This is a genomic window from Shewanella nanhaiensis (assembly GCF_019457885.1).
Classification (GTDB): domain Bacteria; phylum Pseudomonadota; class Gammaproteobacteria; order Enterobacterales; family Shewanellaceae; genus Shewanella; species Shewanella nanhaiensis.
Window position 1 is genome coordinate 41494 of sequence record NZ_JAHZST010000013.1, and the last position, 18050, is coordinate 59543.

17 protein-coding genes are annotated in these 18050 nt (G+C 44.0%); 12 read left to right on the forward strand and 5 right to left on the reverse strand.

Annotated features, from left to right (window positions below; all coding sequences use genetic code 11):
• Positions 1-202: 202 nt before the first annotated feature.
• The 3 genes from rsmD (at position 203) to K0625_RS16770 (ending at position 2359) form a co-directional block, all read left to right on the forward strand.
• The gene (gene rsmD / locus K0625_RS16760; protein ID WP_220110743.1) at positions 203-784 is read left to right on the forward strand and encodes a 16S rRNA (guanine(966)-N(2))-methyltransferase RsmD; all 582 of its coding nucleotides are present in this window, start codon (positions 203-205) and stop codon (positions 782-784) included.
• Between the two features lie 84 nt (positions 785-868).
• The gene (locus tag K0625_RS16765; protein WP_220110744.1) at positions 869-1141 is read left to right on the forward strand and encodes a DUF1145 domain-containing protein; all 273 of its coding nucleotides are present in this window, start codon (positions 869-871) and stop codon (positions 1139-1141) included.
• Between the two features lie 204 nt (positions 1142-1345).
• Positions 1346-2359, forward strand: coding sequence for an energy transducer TonB (locus K0625_RS16770; RefSeq protein WP_220110745.1), 1014 nt, complete (start codon positions 1346-1348; stop codon positions 2357-2359).
• A gap of 261 nt (positions 2360-2620) precedes the next feature.
• Here K0625_RS16770 and K0625_RS16775 read toward each other — a convergent pair whose 3' ends face one another.
• Positions 2621-3184 carry a NapC/NirT family cytochrome c gene (locus K0625_RS16775; RefSeq protein WP_065188753.1) on the reverse strand — a complete coding sequence of 188 codons (564 nt, stop codon included), beginning with the start codon at positions 3182-3184 and terminating at the stop codon, positions 2621-2623.
• Positions 3185-3602: 418 nt separating this feature from the next.
• Here K0625_RS16775 and K0625_RS16780 point away from each other — a divergent pair, with 418 nt between their 5' ends.
• The 6 genes from K0625_RS16780 (at position 3603) to K0625_RS16805 (ending at position 10973) form a co-directional block, all read left to right on the forward strand.
• Positions 3603-4079 (forward strand): hypothetical protein, encoded by a 477-nt coding sequence (locus tag K0625_RS16780; protein WP_220110746.1) that lies wholly within the window; start codon positions 3603-3605, stop codon positions 4077-4079.
• A gap of 201 nt (positions 4080-4280) precedes the next feature.
• The gene (locus K0625_RS16785) at positions 4281-4703 is read left to right on the forward strand and encodes a DUF2057 family protein (protein WP_220110747.1); all 423 of its coding nucleotides are present in this window, start codon (positions 4281-4283) and stop codon (positions 4701-4703) included.
• Positions 4704-4884: 181 nt separating this feature from the next.
• Positions 4885-5316, forward strand: coding sequence for a hypothetical protein (locus K0625_RS16790; RefSeq protein WP_220110748.1), 432 nt, complete (start codon positions 4885-4887; stop codon positions 5314-5316).
• Between the two features lie 269 nt (positions 5317-5585).
• Positions 5586-6002 carry a heavy metal-binding domain-containing protein gene (locus K0625_RS16795; protein ID WP_220110749.1) on the forward strand — a complete coding sequence of 139 codons (417 nt, stop codon included), beginning with the start codon at positions 5586-5588 and terminating at the stop codon, positions 6000-6002.
• A gap of 22 nt (positions 6003-6024) precedes the next feature.
• Positions 6025-7824 (forward strand): efflux RND transporter periplasmic adaptor subunit, encoded by a 1800-nt coding sequence (locus K0625_RS16800; RefSeq protein WP_220110750.1) that lies wholly within the window; start codon positions 6025-6027, stop codon positions 7822-7824.
• A 14-nt stretch (positions 7825-7838) separates the two neighbouring features.
• The gene (locus K0625_RS16805; protein ID WP_220110751.1) at positions 7839-10973 is read left to right on the forward strand and encodes an efflux RND transporter permease subunit; all 3135 of its coding nucleotides are present in this window, start codon (positions 7839-7841) and stop codon (positions 10971-10973) included.
• Positions 10974-11036: 63 nt separating this feature from the next.
• Here the strand turns inward: K0625_RS16805 and K0625_RS16810 are convergent, their stop codons facing one another.
• Positions 11037-11831, reverse strand: coding sequence for a VOC family protein (locus tag K0625_RS16810; RefSeq protein ID WP_220110752.1), 795 nt, complete (start codon positions 11829-11831; stop codon positions 11037-11039).
• A gap of 216 nt (positions 11832-12047) precedes the next feature.
• Here K0625_RS16810 and K0625_RS16815 point away from each other — a divergent pair, with 216 nt between their 5' ends.
• Both K0625_RS16815 and K0625_RS16820 read left to right on the forward strand, forming a co-directional pair.
• Entirely contained in the window at positions 12048-12461 is a 414-nt protein-coding gene (locus tag K0625_RS16815) for a globin family protein (protein ID WP_220110753.1), read from the forward strand.
• Positions 12462-12695: 234 nt separating this feature from the next.
• Positions 12696-13892, forward strand: a complete 1197-nt coding sequence (locus K0625_RS16820) for a GGDEF domain-containing protein (RefSeq protein WP_220110754.1) — start codon at positions 12696-12698, stop codon at positions 13890-13892.
• A gap of 57 nt (positions 13893-13949) precedes the next feature.
• Here K0625_RS16820 and K0625_RS16825 read toward each other — a convergent pair whose 3' ends face one another.
• Together K0625_RS16825 and K0625_RS16830 are read right to left on the reverse strand one after the other, a co-directional pair.
• Positions 13950-15170 carry an HlyD family secretion protein gene (locus K0625_RS16825; protein WP_220110755.1) on the reverse strand — a complete coding sequence of 407 codons (1221 nt, stop codon included), beginning with the start codon at positions 15168-15170 and terminating at the stop codon, positions 13950-13952.
• Complete coding sequence (locus K0625_RS16830; RefSeq protein WP_220110756.1) at positions 15163-15522, reverse strand: MFS transporter; 360 nt, start codon at positions 15520-15522, stop codon at positions 15163-15165. The genes K0625_RS16825 and K0625_RS16830 overlap by 8 nt, the downstream gene beginning before the upstream one ends.
• Positions 15523-15657: 135 nt before the next feature.
• Here K0625_RS16830 and K0625_RS16835 point away from each other — a divergent pair, with 135 nt between their 5' ends.
• Positions 15658-16677: an AraC family transcriptional regulator gene (locus tag K0625_RS16835; protein ID WP_220110757.1), complete on the forward strand. Its 1020-nt coding sequence runs from the start codon at positions 15658-15660 to the stop codon at positions 16675-16677.
• Between the two features lie 53 nt (positions 16678-16730).
• On the opposite strand, the gene mtr is transcribed toward K0625_RS16835, so the two are convergent.
• Positions 16731-17987: a tryptophan permease gene (gene mtr, locus K0625_RS16840; RefSeq protein WP_220110758.1), complete on the reverse strand. Its 1257-nt coding sequence runs from the start codon at positions 17985-17987 to the stop codon at positions 16731-16733.
• Between the last annotated feature and the right edge of the window lie 63 nt (positions 17988-18050).

Here is an 18050-nt window from a genome sequence, read left to right on the forward strand (position 1 = left end):
TTGGGGCACATTATAACCAAAACATGGATGCAAATATGCAGCAAAACCACCGATTTTTCGCTTTAAACCACAGGAATGCACCATTTAAAATTTCTTTGAGTTAAAATGGAGGGCTTAAGCAAAGCGAGACAGTCTAGCACTTTCTTTCTTCAGGCAAAATCACAGTACAATTTACCAGCATATTTAAATAAGCAGGATTAAGATGGCTAAAAATCGCCCCTCTAGCGGTCAAGTTCGGATCATTTCAGGACAATGGCGTTCAAGACGTTTACCGATCCAAGATCTTGAAGGTCTTAGACCGACCACAGATCGTGTCCGAGAGACCCTATTTAACTGGTTAGCGGGTGATCTTGTCGGCGCCCGTATTTTAGACTGTTTTGGTGGCAGTGGCGCACTTTGTCTTGAATCTCTCTCCCGCTATGCAAGCTACGCTAAGGTTTTTGAGCTACAAGCAAGTGCCGCCCAACAGTTAAAAGAGAACCTTAACACCCTAAAATGCTCATCAGATGTGGCCGAGGTGATCAAAGGTGACACACTAGCCTTACTTACAGTTGCGCCTACAGAGGCGTTCGATATCGTCTATATCGATCCTCCGTTTAGAAAAGAGCTGGCTGAGAAGACCATCACACTGCTCGCGCAAAACAGCTGGCTTAAAGAGAATGCACAGATCTATGTGGAAACAGAAAGCGAGCTCGTTCATTTAAACGTGCCTAGGGACTGGGTTCAACTTAAAGAGAAGAGAGCTGGGCAGGTGATCTACAGGTTGTATCAATATCAGCCTTAAGCTTAAGGTACGAGGTACGAGGTACGAGGTACGATTAAGCAGGCTAGCATCACTTATGAGTTTACCAACATTGATGAGAAAAATATGAAATTTATTGTGACCACAGGCAAAGCCATTACCATTTTAGCCTGGTGTATGATGGGTTATAACCTAGTGATGCCATTTAACGGTGAGATATCTTTGATACTTAATACCTTACTGCTACTGACATTAGTGATGCACGGCATACAAACACTGATCTTTCATCGTCTATTTAAAACACTATTACCCTTAAACCACAGTGATTACCTCAACGTCTTCGCCTTCGGCGTATTTAGCCTACTCGCCTATAGAAGAGAAGTGATAGAAAAGAGCTAAGTTTTAACCACATACACATTGACTCTGACACCAGTAATGGACACTGGTGTCGCAGATCAAGTGGCAACTCATCATTTCACCACTGAAAGTCGCTACTTTCAATCAAATATCAGCCTCAAAGCCTGCTTTAAAGGATTCAATCAGCTTTCGTGCAATCTAGAGCATTGAACATCGACAGCAGGGCCATTATGTTATTGATTAATAATGGCTGACTTGATTTATTTCTTATTCAATTTAATCTATTCCTATTATCTGAAATTTTATGAAAAAGCTGTTCAAGGAAGAAAACACGTGGTCAAAATATTAGCTATTTTCTTATTAGCCGTTGCGTTATCAGGGTGTAAATCAACCGTCGCAGACTTAAAAACGAAATCAGGAAGATGCTACCAAGTAGAGTACATTGCTAAACCGAATTATACTCCTAGTGTCTCTCAAAAAGTCGTGGCAGCAATCAATCGATTTAATAGTTGTGATTTTATTGAAGCGAATACGATATTACGATCTACCAGAGTTTTTACTGCTATTGATTCGATGCTTGTCGCATCATATAGTGCGCAACTCGGTGCCCTTGATATGATGCAAGTCAGCCTGCAAAGAGGAAATTATGAACAAGTAGTAAGCTCCAGTGAGATATGGACAAATTTAGTCAAAATTGACAATGACCCTCGCATCACAAAAGAGTTATATATAGCCCACCGAATGCTAGAAAACAAAGAGCAAACAAGTCAGTTAACAACTCTAGCTTTTGAAACTCCTGAGGCTGCAGAAAGATACTTTTCTCAATGGCACCAAAAAAGCTTCCCTCAACTTTATAAAGAGCCAAAGAGCAAACTCAACGCAACGACCTCCATGCAAGATCTTATGCATGAGCAACTGGTATCTAAAACAGAAATACCAAGGCCAAGATACCCTGGAGAGACTGTAAACGATAGATTAAACCGCTCAGATCTTAGTGAGCCTTTTTCAATATATAAGGTAGCACCTGAAGCAATATCACCAGGTTGGGTGCTTTTATCCTTCTCTGTAAATCGAAAAGGCAGAACAGAAGATATAAAAGTGATTGATGTAAGCCCTGAAGGTGGCTTTGAAGCCGATGCCATCAATACAATTTCAAAGTGGCTCTATTTACCAGCGGAGTCTAAAGATGGAAAACCTATTAAAACAGAGGGCTTAAAAGTTAAACTTGAAGTTTCTAATTCAAACGATTGCAACGTATGAATAAATTATTTCTATAGGTAGACATATTAGATCTATTTAGCCATCTACCAAAAATGCTTAGCTCAAGAAATCCATGCACAAATCCACTCCTACACCGTCCATGGTGTTCGGGGATAACCACATCCGTATGCAAACACTGCTCGTAAACCGTCCGTGGCGAGCAGCATAAGTGTTCCAGGCACAGAAAAGCCCCGCTAGATAGCGAGGCTTTTAAAGTTAACTAAACTGCAAATGGCTTAGTCTAGACAAGTATCAAGATACTTAGCCTTTTGGATATACGTGTGCAACGCCTTTATGACAGTCGACACAGGTCTTACGCTTGTCAGGCTCTTTCTGGAAGTTACGCTCGTGCATTCTCTTCGCCATCTTCTTCATCGTTTCAGGCTGATTTTCATAGATACGAGTGTGACAGTGCTGACAGTTAGCAGAATCGGTATCTTTAAAGTACTTAAGTGCAAGATCTGCTTGCTCTTTACGGTTTTCATCTAACCACTCTTGAGTATTAAAACCGTCAATTGTTAAGTAACCATATAGATCTTTAGATACGATGATCTTCTTAACTAGGTATTTAACTGGGTTATGTGGCAGGTGACAATCTTGACATTGTACCGTCACACCAGAGCTTCCTCCGCCATGAGCGGATGCAAGCACTTCATCTTTCAAAGAGTGGTTGCTGTGACAGCTCATACAGAACTCATCTGTACTTGTCGCATGTAAAGTTTGTTGTGTAGCAAAATAGCCAACGACACCAACAACAATACCGACCACTAACAGGGCGAATATCGAATATTTTGCGCTTGGCTTAAACAGTGCCCGTAAGTTCATCACTCATCTCCAGATTTTGAATTATTTTATTGAAACTTATTTTACTTCATCTCTTTAAGTCCAAATTATAAACCAGAACTTGCTCATTAATCTGGCTGCAATAGTACAAAATGAGACCTAGCTCTAACTCTATTTTGATAAATATAGAAATTAGCGCTCTGTTCAATTTATATTCACAATCGCTAAAGTTAAACCAACACCCTAAAATTCGCAAGGTTATAGCCTTAATGCTTTGATATAGAAATGTTTTAATCTTTTTTTAGCTATTTTTAGACCTCTTTCACCTCTCAAACACAACTTTATTTATTCAAAATTAAATTTTTTCACTTAACGTGAAACTTTTTCTGAACCACTTAGGTCTATTATCACTAAGGGTTAGGTAGTCATACATTCACGTAAGAGTTAAAGACGGAAAAATATGTCGAAGCAATTAGCACATTTGGTATTAATCATCTCTCTGGTGGGGCAATTTTTGCTGACACCAGCGATGGCTATGCCGCGTCTATTGCATACATATAGTCATACTCAGATGAATGCTATGGAGCATAATTCAGATATAAACACTGAGATACTAGCAACACAGTTACAAAGTGAGTTCCCCCCCCTACAAACACTTACGTTAACGAATAGCCCTGACAGTGAGCAAAGCTGCAGTACTATGGTTAACATCAAAAAATCTAGCAATTTAGATATCAGCATAGATTGTGATGCTCTATGTGAAATGATGGGTGTTGGAGAGTGTATTTCACACTGTTCCAGTGCAACAGGGATCTTAATTCAAGCTCACATCTCTCTTCTATCACCTGAATCCAGTGGACCGATTCAAACAGGTTTCTGGTCAACACAAACAGCTGAACCCGCCCCTTTCAATCCCCCTCCAATTAGAACGGTATAGCTACACCTATATCAATTTAGCGCTGTCACTGTGGTGAGTTGCGCACAAAAATCAATTTTTAAATATTTTTAGCTTTAGGCAGAGAATAGCCAACGGTGTCAGTTTAAGTCGTCCATATATTGTTAGCTGACTTAATGATCCCACTACAAGGCCGCCTTACAACTTTTATATGTCTAAAGCGAGTTCTAAATGGAGTTCCACATGAAAACATTAATGACAGCTGTAGCCTTAACTTTTGCTAGTTTCACCTCGCTTGCTGCGAGCGTTTCATTCCCTGAATCGATAGATGTCACAGGGGTAAATGGTAAGAGTCAATTCAGTAATCATCAGATAGAGCTTACTAAAGGCGATAACCTTATTGAGCTTAAATACTATGATATCTTCGAAGCCAATGCCGATGACTCAGGTGCCTGGGTAAAGTCTCAGCCTCTGTATCTGTTAATGACCGCAGATAACCAAGATCAATATCGAGCCTTTACGCCAAAGATTGACACTGAGGAGGAAGCTTACGACTTTATTGATAACCCAGTACTCACTCTGACAAATACTGTGGGAAAAGAGAAAGAGGTCACTCTGCTAACCCACCACCAGCTTATGGCTAAGCTCCTATTCGCTAAGCAGTAAACTTAATAAGAAGCCGGTTTTAACTGGCTTCTACAACTTTGTCTAAATGAGCAATAGGTTAATAGCCAGTACATCGATAGATAATACGCAAGCACTTAATATTAAGTAAAAAATGTGAATTCTGTCGATGTACTTCTTAAAACTCGTGATAAACTGGTCATAACTCATTATTGGAAGCTTTATGTTTACGTTTCTGCGCCGTCATACACTATTAGTCTTTACCCTGCTCGCGATGTTGAGCCAAGGGGTATTTGCTAGTGGCTCTATGATAGGTATGTCACCAACGCATGAAGTCATGATGTCAGGTGCACACCATGGCCAGATGATGAGCATGAAAAATGGAGACACTTGCCACACTGAGCAAAAAATCACACCATCCCACTGCTGTGAACTTGAGCAAACTATGCTTCCCGGCGCTGCTCAAAGCTGCTGTGACGGTGAGGGTTTATGTAAAGGTGATTGCAATCATTGTCTTGTTATCTCAATGACAGGCACTCTATTCAGTTCTAAATCTTGGTCAGGATTTAGTCCCTCTGAGTTCGTTATGGCCACTCAAATGCCTCATTTCCACTCTATATCTTTGCCTCAAGATATTAGACCTCCAATAGCATAGTTTAGGTGGCTTTACGCCCCTTGATTTCCACAGTCACATCGACTGAAACGCTATATTTTTAATTATTATTTTATCAATCTAATTGATAATATTGATGAACTCAGTAAACCGTATGCTATTCAGATTATACGGATATTCAGTTCATTAAATTATCTATTGTGATTGGCATAATACCGAACAGTATTAGCCCTTGCTCTTAAATAGCTCTCATACCTCAGGCAACCGCTTAAGGGTGAAGACGAACGCAAGGGTCAAGACGGAGTTATTCAATGAAAACCCTTTTAAGTCTTATTTTATCGGCCTTTATCTTAATCTCTGCAGCGCCCTTGGCCACTGCTCATGAGCATTCACAACATAAAGCAGATAACCAACACCATCAGATGGAAGCAGATCACGCCTGCCCTATGCATCCAGAAGTCGCAGGAAAGCAAGGAGATACTTGTCCAAAATGCGGCATGAACCTCACAAAAGTACAAGCTAGCTCAGAGCAACATAAAAATTGTGCTTCTTGCCCAAAGCATAAAGCTCATGAGCATAAGCATGACAAAGCTGCTCATACCCATGCATGCCCCATGAACTCATCGATCACCGGAAAAGAGGGTGACACTTGCCCTAAATGCGGTATGAACTTAGAACCTATGCAGGCAAAAGCAGACAGCAAGTCAGCGGGTCACCACAAGCACTAATTTAGGCTGGAGATGAGGCATTATGAGTCAATTAGATATGAACAATAAACGCAACAAACTGGCCTATCTGCTGAGCCTATTTATGGTGGTTACTCCGCAGCTAGCCCACTCTCAATCGTTACTAGCGCAAACGGCGCCTGAGACAAAACATGCAGTTCATGATCACAGTCATGGCACAGCGGCTTATGTGTGTCCTATGCATCCTAATGAAACTAGTCATGAAGCGGGCAGCCGCTGCTCTATCTGCAATATGTTCCTTGTGGAAGCAGAGGAGGAAGAGGAGAAGGGGTCACATGATGATCACTTAGCCATGGAGCAGAAAACCTACGTCTGCCCTATGCACCCTGATGAAACCAGCCATGAAGCAGGCAGTCGCTGCTCTATCTGTAATATGTTCCTTGTGGAAGCAGAGGAGGAAGAAGAGAAGGGGTCATATGATGATCACTTAGCCATGGAGCAGAAAACCTACGTCTGCCCTATGCACCCTGATGAAACCAGCCATGAAGCAGGCAGTCGCTGCTCCATCTGCAACATGTTCCTTGTCGAAGATGAAGAGGAGGAGGAAAAAGGTGAAATGGATCACTCAGGTCACGATATGAGCTCCATGCCTACAGATGAACACGCAGGGCACTCACACCAAGCAGCAAGCACTCCAGCAGGTGCTGTATTTAATGCGGCAGAGCCTGCTTCACTAAACGATGGTGGCAGTATCAAGTATGTCTGCCCTATGCATGCTCATATCATCAGCGATGTACCAGGGACGTGTCCTATCTGTGGCATGAACTTAGAAAAAGTTGAGGTAGGAGGCAGCAGTAAAGATATACAGATAGATGTATCCGGTGGCATGCAGCAGGCGCTCGCCCTAAAAGTTGCGCGAGTCGAGAAAGATACCCTATGGAAGTTTGTTCAAACCGTAGGTCAGGTCGATTACGATGAGAGCCAGATCAATCATATACATGCACGTGTCAATGGCTGGATTGAGAAGCTAACTATCACCTCTGTCGGTGACAAGATAACCAAAGGTCAGCTTCTCTATGAGATCTACTCCCCCGAGCTTATCAACGCACAGGATGATTTCCTGCTTGCTCAGGATACCGTCAAACGAGCAGGCAAAGATGCAAATTATCAAGATCTCGTCAGAAAAGCTGGGCTCAGATTGGAGCTTCTCGGTTTTCAACCTTATCAGATAAAAGCCTTAGCAAAATCGAAAAAAACCCAATACCGGGTTCCTTTTTACGCCAAGAGTGATGGCATAGTAAAGGCATTAAATGTCAGAGATGGCATGTATATCCAGCCCGCCACCGAAGTCATGTCAGTCGTCGACCTTTCTAAAGTTTGGGTTATTGCCGACGTGTTTGAAAATGAGCAGAGCTGGTTAGCCGTTGGACAAAAAGCGGAGATCTCCGTCCCAGCGATGGGAATTAAAGATATTGAAGGTGAGATTGACTACATCTACCCCGAACTTGATCCCGTCACCCGAAGCTTAAGGGTTCGTATCGTGGTATCAAACGCTGATATTGAGCTCAGACCCAATACTCTAGCTAAAATCGGGATCTTCGGTGGTCCGAATGAAGATGTGCTTGTCATTCCTCAAGAGGCGCTGATCCAAACCGGCAAAGAGAATCGTGTCATCGTTAAACTCGAAGACAATAGCTTTACCGCCCGCAAAGTGACTGTTGGCATGTTAAGTCAAGGGAAAGCGGAGATAAAAGAGGGGCTTGCCGAAAATGAGCGTGTCGTGACCTCTGGTCAGTTCCTGCTCGATTCAGAAGCCAGCCTAAAAGGCAGCTTAATGCGCCTTAGCAGCGGCCACCAGCACTAGGAGGCGAGATTATTATGCTTAAGAAAATCATTGAAGCCTCAATTAAACAGCGATTTATGGTGTTAATTATCACCATAATGATCACTGTTTGGGGCATACAGGAGTTAAGAAACACTCCACTTGATGCCCTGCCCGATCTCTCGGATGTGCAGGTGATCATCAAGACCCCTTTCCCTGGCCAAGCACCTAAACTGGTTGAGGAACAAGTCACCTACCCGTTATCAACTGCCATGCTCGCGGTGCCGGGAGCCAAGACCGTTCGCGGTTACTCCTTCTTCGGCGACTCCTATGTCTATGTCATCTTTGAGGATGGCACTGATATCTATTGGGCTCGCTCCCGAGTATTAGAGTATCTCAATCAAGTCAGCAGCCGACTCCCTCAAGGGGTACAACCTTCTTTAGGTCCTGATGCATCTGGTGTTGGCTGGATATTTGAGTATGCTCTTGTCGACCGCTCAGGTAACTTAGACCTTTCACAACTCAAAAGTCTGCAGGATTGGTACCTCAAACTTGAACTACAAAGTGTCGCAGGGGTTTCTGAGGTTGCTACCGTTGGTGGCATGGAGCAAACCTACCAGATAGTGATAGAGCCAGATAAACTAGCTATCTATAAACTTGATATCGCATCCATAAAAAATGCCATCGCCAAATCCAACACTGAAGCTGGCGGCTCCGTGATAGAGATGGCTGAAGCTGAGTACATGGTGCGAGCCAAAGGGTACCGTCAAACCTTAGACGATTTCAGAGAGATCCCACTCGGGATAACCAGCCCATCTGGAACTGGCTTGTTACTCAAAGATGTTGCTACCATACGTAAAGGTCCCGCATCACGACGAGGTATTGCCGAGCTCGATGGTGAGGGAGAGGTCGTGGGCGGCATCATAGTGATGCGCTACGGCGAGAATGCGTTAGCAACGATAGAAGCTGTCAAGAGTAAGCTTGAACAACTAAAATCTGGTCTGCCGGAAGGGGTCGAGATCATCCCGACCTATGACCGCTCTCAATTGATCGAGAGTTCTGTCGAAAACCTTTTCAACAAGGTCATCGAAGAGATGTTTGTTGTCGGTTTAGTCTGCTTGCTCTTCCTTTTGCATGCACGCTCAACCTTAGTCGCAGTGATCACACTTCCTTTAGCCATCCTTATCGCCTTTATTGTGATGAATAAGATGGGAGTGAATGCCAACATCATGAGCTTAGGTGGCATCGCGATTGCCATCGGCGCCGTGGTCGACGGTGCAATTGTGATGATTGAAAACATGCATAAGCATCTGGAGCACTTTAGAGAGGAGAATAATCGTTCCCCTAATAATATTGAGCACTGGAAAATTGTTTCTGAGGCTTCTATTGAGGTGGGACCCGCCCTCTTCTTCTCCCTTGTGATTATTACTCTCAGCTTTGTGCCCGTGTTTGCACTTGAAGCTCAAGAGGGTCGCCTGTTTAGCCCACTCGCTTACACTAAAACATTTGCAATGGCTGCGGCTGCAGTGCTTTCAATCACCTTAGTGCCTATTCTTATGGGGTTCTTTATTAAGGGGAAAATACCAAAAGAGAGCAGTAACCCAATTAGCCGCTTTTTGATTGCCATCTATAAGCCTTCGCTCACATTGGTATTGAGGTTTCCTAAGATGACACTGGTTGTCGCCTTAGTAGCCTTAATGAGCGCCTGGTACCCGCTAAGTAATATCGGCAGTGAGTTTATGCCTGAACTTGAGGAGGGGGATCTGCTCTATATGCCAACGGCTTTACCAGGGATCAGTGCCAGTAAAGCGGCTGAAATTCTGCAGCAAACCGATCGTTTAATCAAAACGGTTCCTGAGGTTAAACGTGTTTTTGGTAAAGTCGGCCGCGCAGAAACAGCCACAGATCCAGCGCCGTTAACTATGCTGGAAACCACCATCATGCTGAAACCACGGGATGAGTGGCGCGAAGGGTTTGAGCTTAACGATATCATAGAGCAGCTGCAGCAAACCGTGAAAGTACCGGGGCTGACCAATGCTTGGGTGCAGCCCATTAAAACTCGTATCGATATGCTCTCTACAGGAATAAAAACCCCAGTCGGCATTAAGATCACCGGGGCCGATGTTGATGAACTGCAGAAGATAGGCACCAATATCGAAGCGGTTTTAAGCAAGCTCCCGAATACCAAATCAGCCTATGCTGAACGTGTTGGCGGTGGACGCTATATCGATATCACACCTAAGTTAGATGTGGCTTCTCGCTACGATATGACCCTAACCGATATTCAAGATGTGGTGCGTTATGCCATAGGCGGTATGGATATAGGAGAGTCAGTTCAAGGCGCTGAACGTTACCCCATTAATCTACGCTATCCGCGGGAGTTAAGGGATAATATCGAGAAGCTCAGAGAGTTACCTGTAATAACTAAGACAGGGCACTACTTACCGCTGCGAAATCTGGCAGATATCGAAATCACAGACGGTGCGCCCATGCTGAAAAGCGAAAATGGTCGACTAATCTCATGGGTCTTTGTCGATATAGAGGGCACCTCGATTGGTGAGTATATCGAGCAAGCAAAAGACGCACTGGATAATGAGCTTGTCGTGCCACCAAGATATAGCTACGTTTTTGCTGGCCAATATGAGTATATGCAGCGGGTAGATGCCAAGTTACAGAAGGTGATCCCTATGGCACTAGGAGTGATCTTTATCCTACTGATGCTCACCTTTGGCTCAACGCTGCAGGCGACTATTATCATGCTAAGTTTGCCATTCGCTTTAGTGGGCAGTACCTGGCTTCTCTACCTCTTAGAGTTCAATATGTCGGTTGCAGTTGCTGTGGGTATGATAGCGCTAGCCGGTGTTGCCGCAGAGTTTGGGGTTGTGATGCTGGTCTATCTCAATAATGCGATTAAACATAGAAAAGAGAGCGGTGGTTATGAGGCTGTCAGCGATCTCAAAGAGGCCCTCATTGAGGGTGCTGTGATGCGGATCCGTCCTAAAGCGATGACAGTCGCGACCATCTTCTTCGGACTCCTACCCATCATGTGGGGAGCGGGGTCGGGCAACGATGTGATGCAGAAGATAGCAGCACCTATGGTTGGTGGTATGGTCACAGCACCACTGTTGTCACTGTTTGTACTACCTGCACTTTATCTGCTTATCTATTCTCGCAAACTGAAGAAAGACTAGCAAATAGGTTATAAAACACCTGCTCACATGAGCAGGCGTTTTTCATTGGGCTGAGATTAATGATTAGCTTTTTGAATTAAGCGTTATCACAGAAAAGAAGCCACCTTGAGGATCGCTAATTACACTAAAACGCCCCACCTCAGGTATATTGGTTGGAGGAACACAAATTTTGGCCCCTAGGCCTGTCGCCACCTCTACTGTTTTATCGCAATCCTCAACGGCAAAATAGAGCATCCAATGGGCAGGCATCTCTCCCCACTCTTCGGTCATCTCCATCATACCGCCAAAGGGGACATCTTCGACCAGCCACTCAGTATAGGTAAAGTCTGGCATTGAATCTTGACGAGAATCCCACCCCAGTGAGGAGGTATAAAATGCCTTAGCATCCTGACTATCTCGGCTCGCCAGCTCCACCCAACATAAGCTGCCATCTTCACCGTTACGTTTAGCACCAATATGATCACCGGCTTGCCAAATAGCAAAACGAGCCCCTTCTGGATCGCTTAACAGAGCCATTCGCCCAGCCGTGCCTACATCATGAGGGCCTAACTCTAAGTTGCCACCATTTGAGATCACTGCAGCCACAGTCGCATCGACATTATCGACAGCAAAATAGACTGTCCAGGTAGTTGGTGCACCTTGCTCTGACATAGCTTCAGGCATCTGGTAAGCAGCACCAATATCTGAACACTCTCCCTCAACCTCAAGGGCAAGCATAGAGTAGACCCCATTGGGGATTGGCATATCTTGCACCTTCCAACCAAAGAGAGTGCTATAAAATTGTTTGCCGGCATGGGCGTCACGACTTGCAAGCTCAACCCAGCAAGGTTGCCCATGAACGTATTGATTTACCTTCATTGCTCTATCCTCAACGAAATGGTTCCTGTCGTTATAAAATATGTGTGTTTTAATGTATTTAGTTAAGCTTGTTTTAGGTTTTCTGTCTATGCTAAATGAGATAAGGAAAATAATTCGCGATAGTGAACATATTAAAAGCAGGCTTAATGACAAACCTAACAATCTCTCTCACTTGCTAGATTTTAGATAAATTAGGTCTTGAACTGAGGATAGAGCATGGCACTGACACAAAGGCAAATTCAGCTGGTTCAACACTCGTTTAGCTTAGTTGAACCTATCTCTGAACAGGCTGCAGATCTTTTTTATGACTCACTGTTTAAGATAGATCCCTCTTTAAAGCCTCTGTTTAGGAACAACATCAAAGTGCAGGGGCGTAAACTCATCGCCATGTTAAAAGCCGCCGTTGATGGCTTAGATGATCTCAACACTTTAGTCCCGGTTCTGCAACAGCTTGCTCAGCGACATAACGCTTATGGGGTCAAAAAGAGTCATTTTACTCCTGTGGGTAATGCGCTGCTTTACACCCTAAAAACAGGATTAGGCAACGAATACACAGATGAAGTTAGGCAGGCATGGATCATAGTAATACATATTGTTGCGGATACCATGAAACCTGAAATAGAAAACTAAAAACTAAACATTAAAAACTAGGCTCACATTTTCCCCCAAGCTCAATCACAAGCAGTCTCGAGCGATAAAAACGTACCCAAATCATCAAATTCTGTATATGGTATTGCATCAGGTAACCTACTTTTTAACTAAGGTTACATCTAAATTAAACTCTAATTCGGCGTCGATTTTCGGTTGCTAGATAACTTCCCTAACAGAGTCATCTATTAGCCAGATTAATTATTGAGGTTTGTTTTGTCGGCTTTTTACCACAGATGTCGTTTCCTATTTCTGCCACTTCTTGTCACTGGCCTGTCGCTGGCTATCTTTCAATTTTCTCAACCTCGCTTAAATGCTTGGCAAGAAACAATAACGCTCCTCCCTTTTTGGCTGCTATCCATTAGCATAGTAATAGCGATTCAGTTTAACCGTAGCCGTTTAGCCTACCTTGCAGCTCTATTGCTGGCCTATTACCTATTTACCAGCTCCGCTCAATTTACTATTGAGGGGCTAAATGACTATTCAGAGCAGCTTCTACTTGGCGGCGTTTTCACTATCACTTGGTTTGCTTTCATTAAGGATAGAGGCCTCTTATCTCCTCATAGTCTGATACGTACTTTAGGCATTATACTCAGCTTCAGCGCTGCATTTGGCTGGCAGTGGGCCAATGCATATTTCAATAATGATTTTAAACTCTACCTCCCCGAATTTTTCACTATGGAGATCCGCACATTAATCTTACTCTCCCTATGTGTGCTACTGGTATTTCTGCGCGGGCTTTGGTTATCAAATCTCGTCAGTACCGCTATCGTCATAACCTTGATCCTATGGGGAGTGAACTTTTTACTGCCGAACTATCTCCCAAGTGCTGTATCTCTCTCAATGTTGGCCATCATCTATCTGCTAACAGTATTGGCCGACTCCTATTTTCTAGCCTACCGTGATGAGTTAACAGGCTTAGCCTCTCGGCGAGCACTCTATAATCTGGTGCTCTCTTTAGGGCGAAAATACTCAGTTGCCATGCTGGATATCGATCACTTTAAAAAGTTTAACGACACCTATGGTCATGATGTTGGCGATCAAGTATTGAAGTTAGTCGCTAGTAAGATTGCAGAGGTAACTGGAGGGGGTAAGGCGTTTAGGTATGGCGGCGAGGAGTTCACGATTGTTTTCTCCCGCAAAGATCTCTCATCGGTACTGCCCCACCTAGAGGAGGTGCGCAAAGAGATAGAGGAGTATGACATCGTACTGCGAGATGAGAAGCGTAAGAAACAAACAAAGGCCAAACGCAATAAAGCTCAAGAAAGCAACAGCAAACGAGTCGTTAATGTCACCATCTCCATCGGAGTAGCCGACCATCAACATCGTGAAAGTTTCGAGCAAACGATGAAAAATGCCGATCTGGCCCTCTATCGTGCAAAGAAGAAAGGGCGTAATCAACTATCGAAATAACCCTCAACAAACACCAACAAAAAGCCCAACCCTGCGGTCTTAAGGTTGGGCTATATCTTAGATTGAATAAAAGTAGTATATCTGTGACTTCATTCGGATAATAATGCCGCGGATCACATCGAGAAAACTCAGCAGTGCAGTTGGCTTCTCTGCTGATATCCAAGCTAACCCAACAGCACCAACGGGAAGATCATACTCCCCCTCCTCCAACTTCAACCGGACAAAGTGATGTTTATTATTAAGGTTCTGTCCCGTCGTTTGGCGTACATTATCATCACGAGCTAACAAGCTTCCCTGAGCTTCACCTGTTGCCTCGACAATTCCTTCAACTTGAGCACGAAACACCTTACCGGGATAAACAGCAGAGGCGAACTCTGCACTTTGGCCTACTTTGACATTACGTATCGCCTGATGATTAACCCGCATCAAGACATACTTCTCATCTGTGTACATCGCAATACGTGGAGCAAGGCCGACAAACTGCCCCTCTCGCATAATAAAGTTAGTCAAATACCCATCTGCTGGGGCATAAACCTTAGTGCTGTCCAGATCCCATTGTGCCTTTGCTAATGTTTCAGCTTGGCTAGCGAGATCCGATTGGCGACTGGCAACGGCTAGGTGCGCCTTCTCAATCTCAAGTCCCGCTTTATGCTCTGCAAACGTCGCTTTTTCAACACTGGCAAGATAACTTGCTAGCTGAGATTGAGCTAAAGCGACAGCAGTTTGTTGCTCGTCCAGCTGGCTCTTAGTGATAGTATCTGGCACAACTCTATTCTGCTCAACATAGCGAGTCAGGGTTTTCTCCTTCCAGCTAAGATCTTTCTGTGCAGCCAAAACCTGGCTCTGGCTAATCTTAGTATCAGCCAAGACACTCTGATGCTGCTTCATAGCAAGCTTCACATCTTCATTGGCAAGCTTTAATGCAACCTCAGCGGCATTGAGATCCACCTTGGCCTTATTTAACGCAATTTGATAGGGCTCATCATCAAGCTCGTACACAAGCTGCCCCTTCTCAATACGTTGATTCGGCTCGACATAGATATGTTTGACTGAGCCTTTAATCTGAGTCGATGCGGGACGCAGTTGAATATGGGGAGATTGAACCAGTGAACCACCTGAGAGATCCATGGGGGTAAAGTTAAGTAGGCCGACCCAAACAAATAGCAACCAACCTCCACCACCGATATAGGCAAACGCCTTAGAAAATTTATTCCACGGCATCCCAACTAAACGAAGTAGGTAGATAAATAGAGCCCAAACAGCCAAACCTTCAAGCATTGTTCACAACCTCTCTATCTGACTGAGGAGTTTCTACCACTTGCTGTTTTAAGTTTTCCGGTTGTTCATGCCAGATATCTCTTAACTTTCTTAGTGCTTTCTCACCATCGACAAACGCAACGAATACGGCTAACACCCACACCCAATGCCACACAAACCCAATCCATGTGAGCGCAGTAATGAGTCCTATTTGATGGTGCTCCTCTTTGTGCGCCTTATTGATAGGCATCTCATGTATCTTCCAAAAACCGACAGCAACAGCAGAGACTGTGGCGACCATCACAACCAAGGCAACAACATGGAGCGCAGTATCAGCGCCCGTATCGACAAACGGCATACCGAGTAAACTCATGTAGAATGGCCTCCTATAAACTAAAAAGTATATTGTCTGGCCTTTATCCATATACGAGCAATAGATACAGGCTAATCATATCAATTTTGCGTCATTAATGATTTAATTAGCCCTCAACTAGCGAATCAAAACCCTATGAAATTTAACACTTCATTTATTCGAGTTTGTTATTTAAAGCCTGTATTTGATGGTATGGAGCAGATATTTGGGATCGGTTATCAAGATCTACATATTCCAGAAGCACTTATGCAGGAACCTATGGCCCTAATCCCATTTACTCAAGTCGGCCACTGGTTAACTCAGCTTGCAGAGCTTAGCCAAGACCCTTGCTATATGGTTAAACTCAGCGAGTATCTGCATTTTAATAGGTTAGAGATCAGTGGAATTGATCCACTCGCCACTCCAGATGTGGCGATGAGCATACGCAGGATCAATTACGGAGTCGTCAGTCTACACTCCGGAGCCAGTTACTATGTCAGCCAATCGGCTAAGATCATGAAATGGTGTTATAAAAATCCCTACGTCTTCAAGCAACAAAAGAGTCTGGACTCCCTCAGGGTGGCTATCACCTTACTCAATGCTCAGCGACACTTTCTAGGCAAAGATTATCGGCCAATTCGGGTACAACTCAGTGGTTCAGCAATAGGTCATGAACAAGTGTCAAAGCTATTTGGCTCTCCGGTAGTTTGGAATGCAGCGCAAACAGAGATCTGGTTTGATATTGAGGAGATGGTTCACTCAGTGATCCCAGCTCAGGAATTTAATGCTCCCGTCACCTTACCAAGATCCCTGTTTGAGAAATACCTCAACATGCCTCAACCCCATGACGCACCTAAAGTGCTATTTGAGATGATCAACTACTCACGTTTTTATGGTCTACCAAAGGTAAAAGCAGTCGCTAAGCTTTTTAATATCTCCGAACAGCAGCTACAACGACGTTTACAGCATTTAGGTCTCACCTTCTCGACTATAAGTAACTATATTCTAAGTAATCAGGCAATTAAATATATGCTGGACGGTAAAGAGGTAGAGGAGATTGCCAGTTTGTTAGGTTATGCTAATCAACAGAGTTTTAGCCGAGCTTTTAAGCGATTGAGAAGGTGTACTCCACAGCAATACCTAGATAAGTTAAACCAGCAAACCATACAGAAATAAAAAAGCCCTCAATAATGAGGGCTCCAAATTAAGGCTTAAGGTTAAACTTGGTATTAGCCGTACACAGGAAGTAGATCCGCCATAGCCAAAAGATGACAAGCTCCGGTAATAACACCAAACAACATCACGATGACAATCACCGCATTACCGCCAGGTACTTTAAAACCGGTCGAATTAGGAAACTTCTTTCTAATCTTGTACACCATCATAGCTGGAACAACCGCAGTCCAAACTGTTGCCGCAAGTGCAGCAAAACCTATGGCAACCAAGAATCCATTCGGAAAAAGTAGCCCAAGCACAGTTGGCGGTAGAAAGGTCACCGCAGCCGTTTTAAAACGTCCACCTCTCGATTCATCGAAGCCAAAAAGATCGGCTAGAAAATCAAACAAACCTAAGGTAACCCCTAGGAATGAAGAAGCAACGGCTAGGTTTGCAAAAATCGTTAACATGGTAGTTAACCAGCTACTGCTCATCACATCAGATAGAGCCGCAACCAGAACCCCCATATTGCCGCCTTGGGCGATAATATTAACGAAGTCACCTCGAGCAATATTCCCCATGGTAGCCACTAACCAGCAAACATAGATAACAAATGCGATCAGGGTACCTATCAGTATCGCCTTGATGATAGTATTAGGCTTTTTGCCGTAATATTTGACCAGACTCGGTACATTACCGTGATAGCCAAAGCTCACAAGACCAAAGGGCAATGCTGCTAGCATGTAGGGTAGATAAGTGTCCTCCCCATTAGGTGCAAACAGCTTCACTGTATCGATATCGATCAACAGATCGCCGATTGCAAGGAAGAAGGTGATGATCATACCGCCGAGCATGATCGTGGTGATCCTATCCACAGCCTTAGTGCTGATAAAAACAATAAACGCCAAACCTAATGCGAAAACTAAACCAGCAAGACTCTGAGGCAGCTCGATACCTGACACTTGCAGGCTGTGGTTAACGACAGAGCCACCGCCACTGATATAGGCGTAGGCTAAGATATAGAGAACAAAGGCGATAGATAAACCGTTCACTATTCGCCAAAACTGGCCTAAAGTTTCACGCGTCAAGGTATCGAAACTCGAGCCTGGCTCAAAATGAAGGTTAGTTTCAAGTAGTAGTAAGCCGGAAACCAGCATACAGAACCAGACACCTAACATCATTAGAATTGAATAGCTAAACCACATACCTGCGCCGACAACTGGCAGGGAAAACATTCCTGCACCAACCGCTGTACCCGCAACTATCATCGCTCCGCCAAGCAGAGACTTGCCCGCAGCCTTATCTTTGGCTGCATTCATATGATTGGCCATATAACCCTATCTCTCCAAATCTAAACTATGGCCAATGATTGCCAATTTAATAAAACCGCTTTC

Excerpts from the sequence above, each read along its gene's own strand:
- K0625_RS16770 (WP_220110745.1), top strand. The coding sequence starts at position 1,346 with ATGGCTGACTTGATTTATTTCTTATTCAATTTAATCTATTCCTATTAT.
- K0625_RS16765 (WP_220110744.1), top strand. The coding sequence starts at position 869 with ATGAAATTTATTGTGACCACAGGCAAAGCCATTACCATTTTAGCCTGG.
- K0625_RS16795 (WP_220110749.1), top strand. The coding sequence starts at position 5,586 with ATGAAAACCCTTTTAAGTCTTATTTTATCGGCCTTTATCTTAATCTCT.
- K0625_RS16790 (WP_220110748.1), top strand. The coding sequence starts at position 4,885 with ATGTTTACGTTTCTGCGCCGTCATACACTATTAGTCTTTACCCTGCTC.
- K0625_RS16830 (WP_220110756.1), bottom strand. The coding sequence starts at position 15,522 with ATGAGTTTACTCGGTATGCCGTTTGTCGATACGGGCGCTGATACTGCG.
- K0625_RS16780 (WP_220110746.1), top strand. The coding sequence starts at position 3,603 with ATGTCGAAGCAATTAGCACATTTGGTATTAATCATCTCTCTGGTGGGG.
- K0625_RS16835 (WP_220110757.1), top strand. The coding sequence starts at position 15,658 with ATGAAATTTAACACTTCATTTATTCGAGTTTGTTATTTAAAGCCTGTA.
- K0625_RS16810 (WP_220110752.1), bottom strand. The coding sequence starts at position 11,831 with ATGAAGGTAAATCAATACGTTCATGGGCAACCTTGCTGGGTTGAGCTT.
- mtr (WP_220110758.1), bottom strand. The coding sequence starts at position 17,987 with ATGGCCAATCATATGAATGCAGCCAAAGATAAGGCTGCGGGCAAGTCT.
- K0625_RS16785 (WP_220110747.1), top strand. The coding sequence starts at position 4,281 with ATGAAAACATTAATGACAGCTGTAGCCTTAACTTTTGCTAGTTTCACC.
- rsmD (WP_220110743.1), top strand. The coding sequence starts at position 203 with ATGGCTAAAAATCGCCCCTCTAGCGGTCAAGTTCGGATCATTTCAGGA.
- K0625_RS16815 (WP_220110753.1), top strand. The coding sequence starts at position 12,048 with ATGGCACTGACACAAAGGCAAATTCAGCTGGTTCAACACTCGTTTAGC.
- K0625_RS16825 (WP_220110755.1), bottom strand. The coding sequence starts at position 15,170 with ATGCTTGAAGGTTTGGCTGTTTGGGCTCTATTTATCTACCTACTTCGT.
- K0625_RS16775 (WP_065188753.1), bottom strand. The coding sequence starts at position 3,184 with ATGAACTTACGGGCACTGTTTAAGCCAAGCGCAAAATATTCGATATTC.
- K0625_RS16800 (WP_220110750.1), top strand. The coding sequence starts at position 6,025 with ATGAGTCAATTAGATATGAACAATAAACGCAACAAACTGGCCTATCTG.
- K0625_RS16805 (WP_220110751.1), top strand. The coding sequence starts at position 7,839 with ATGCTTAAGAAAATCATTGAAGCCTCAATTAAACAGCGATTTATGGTG.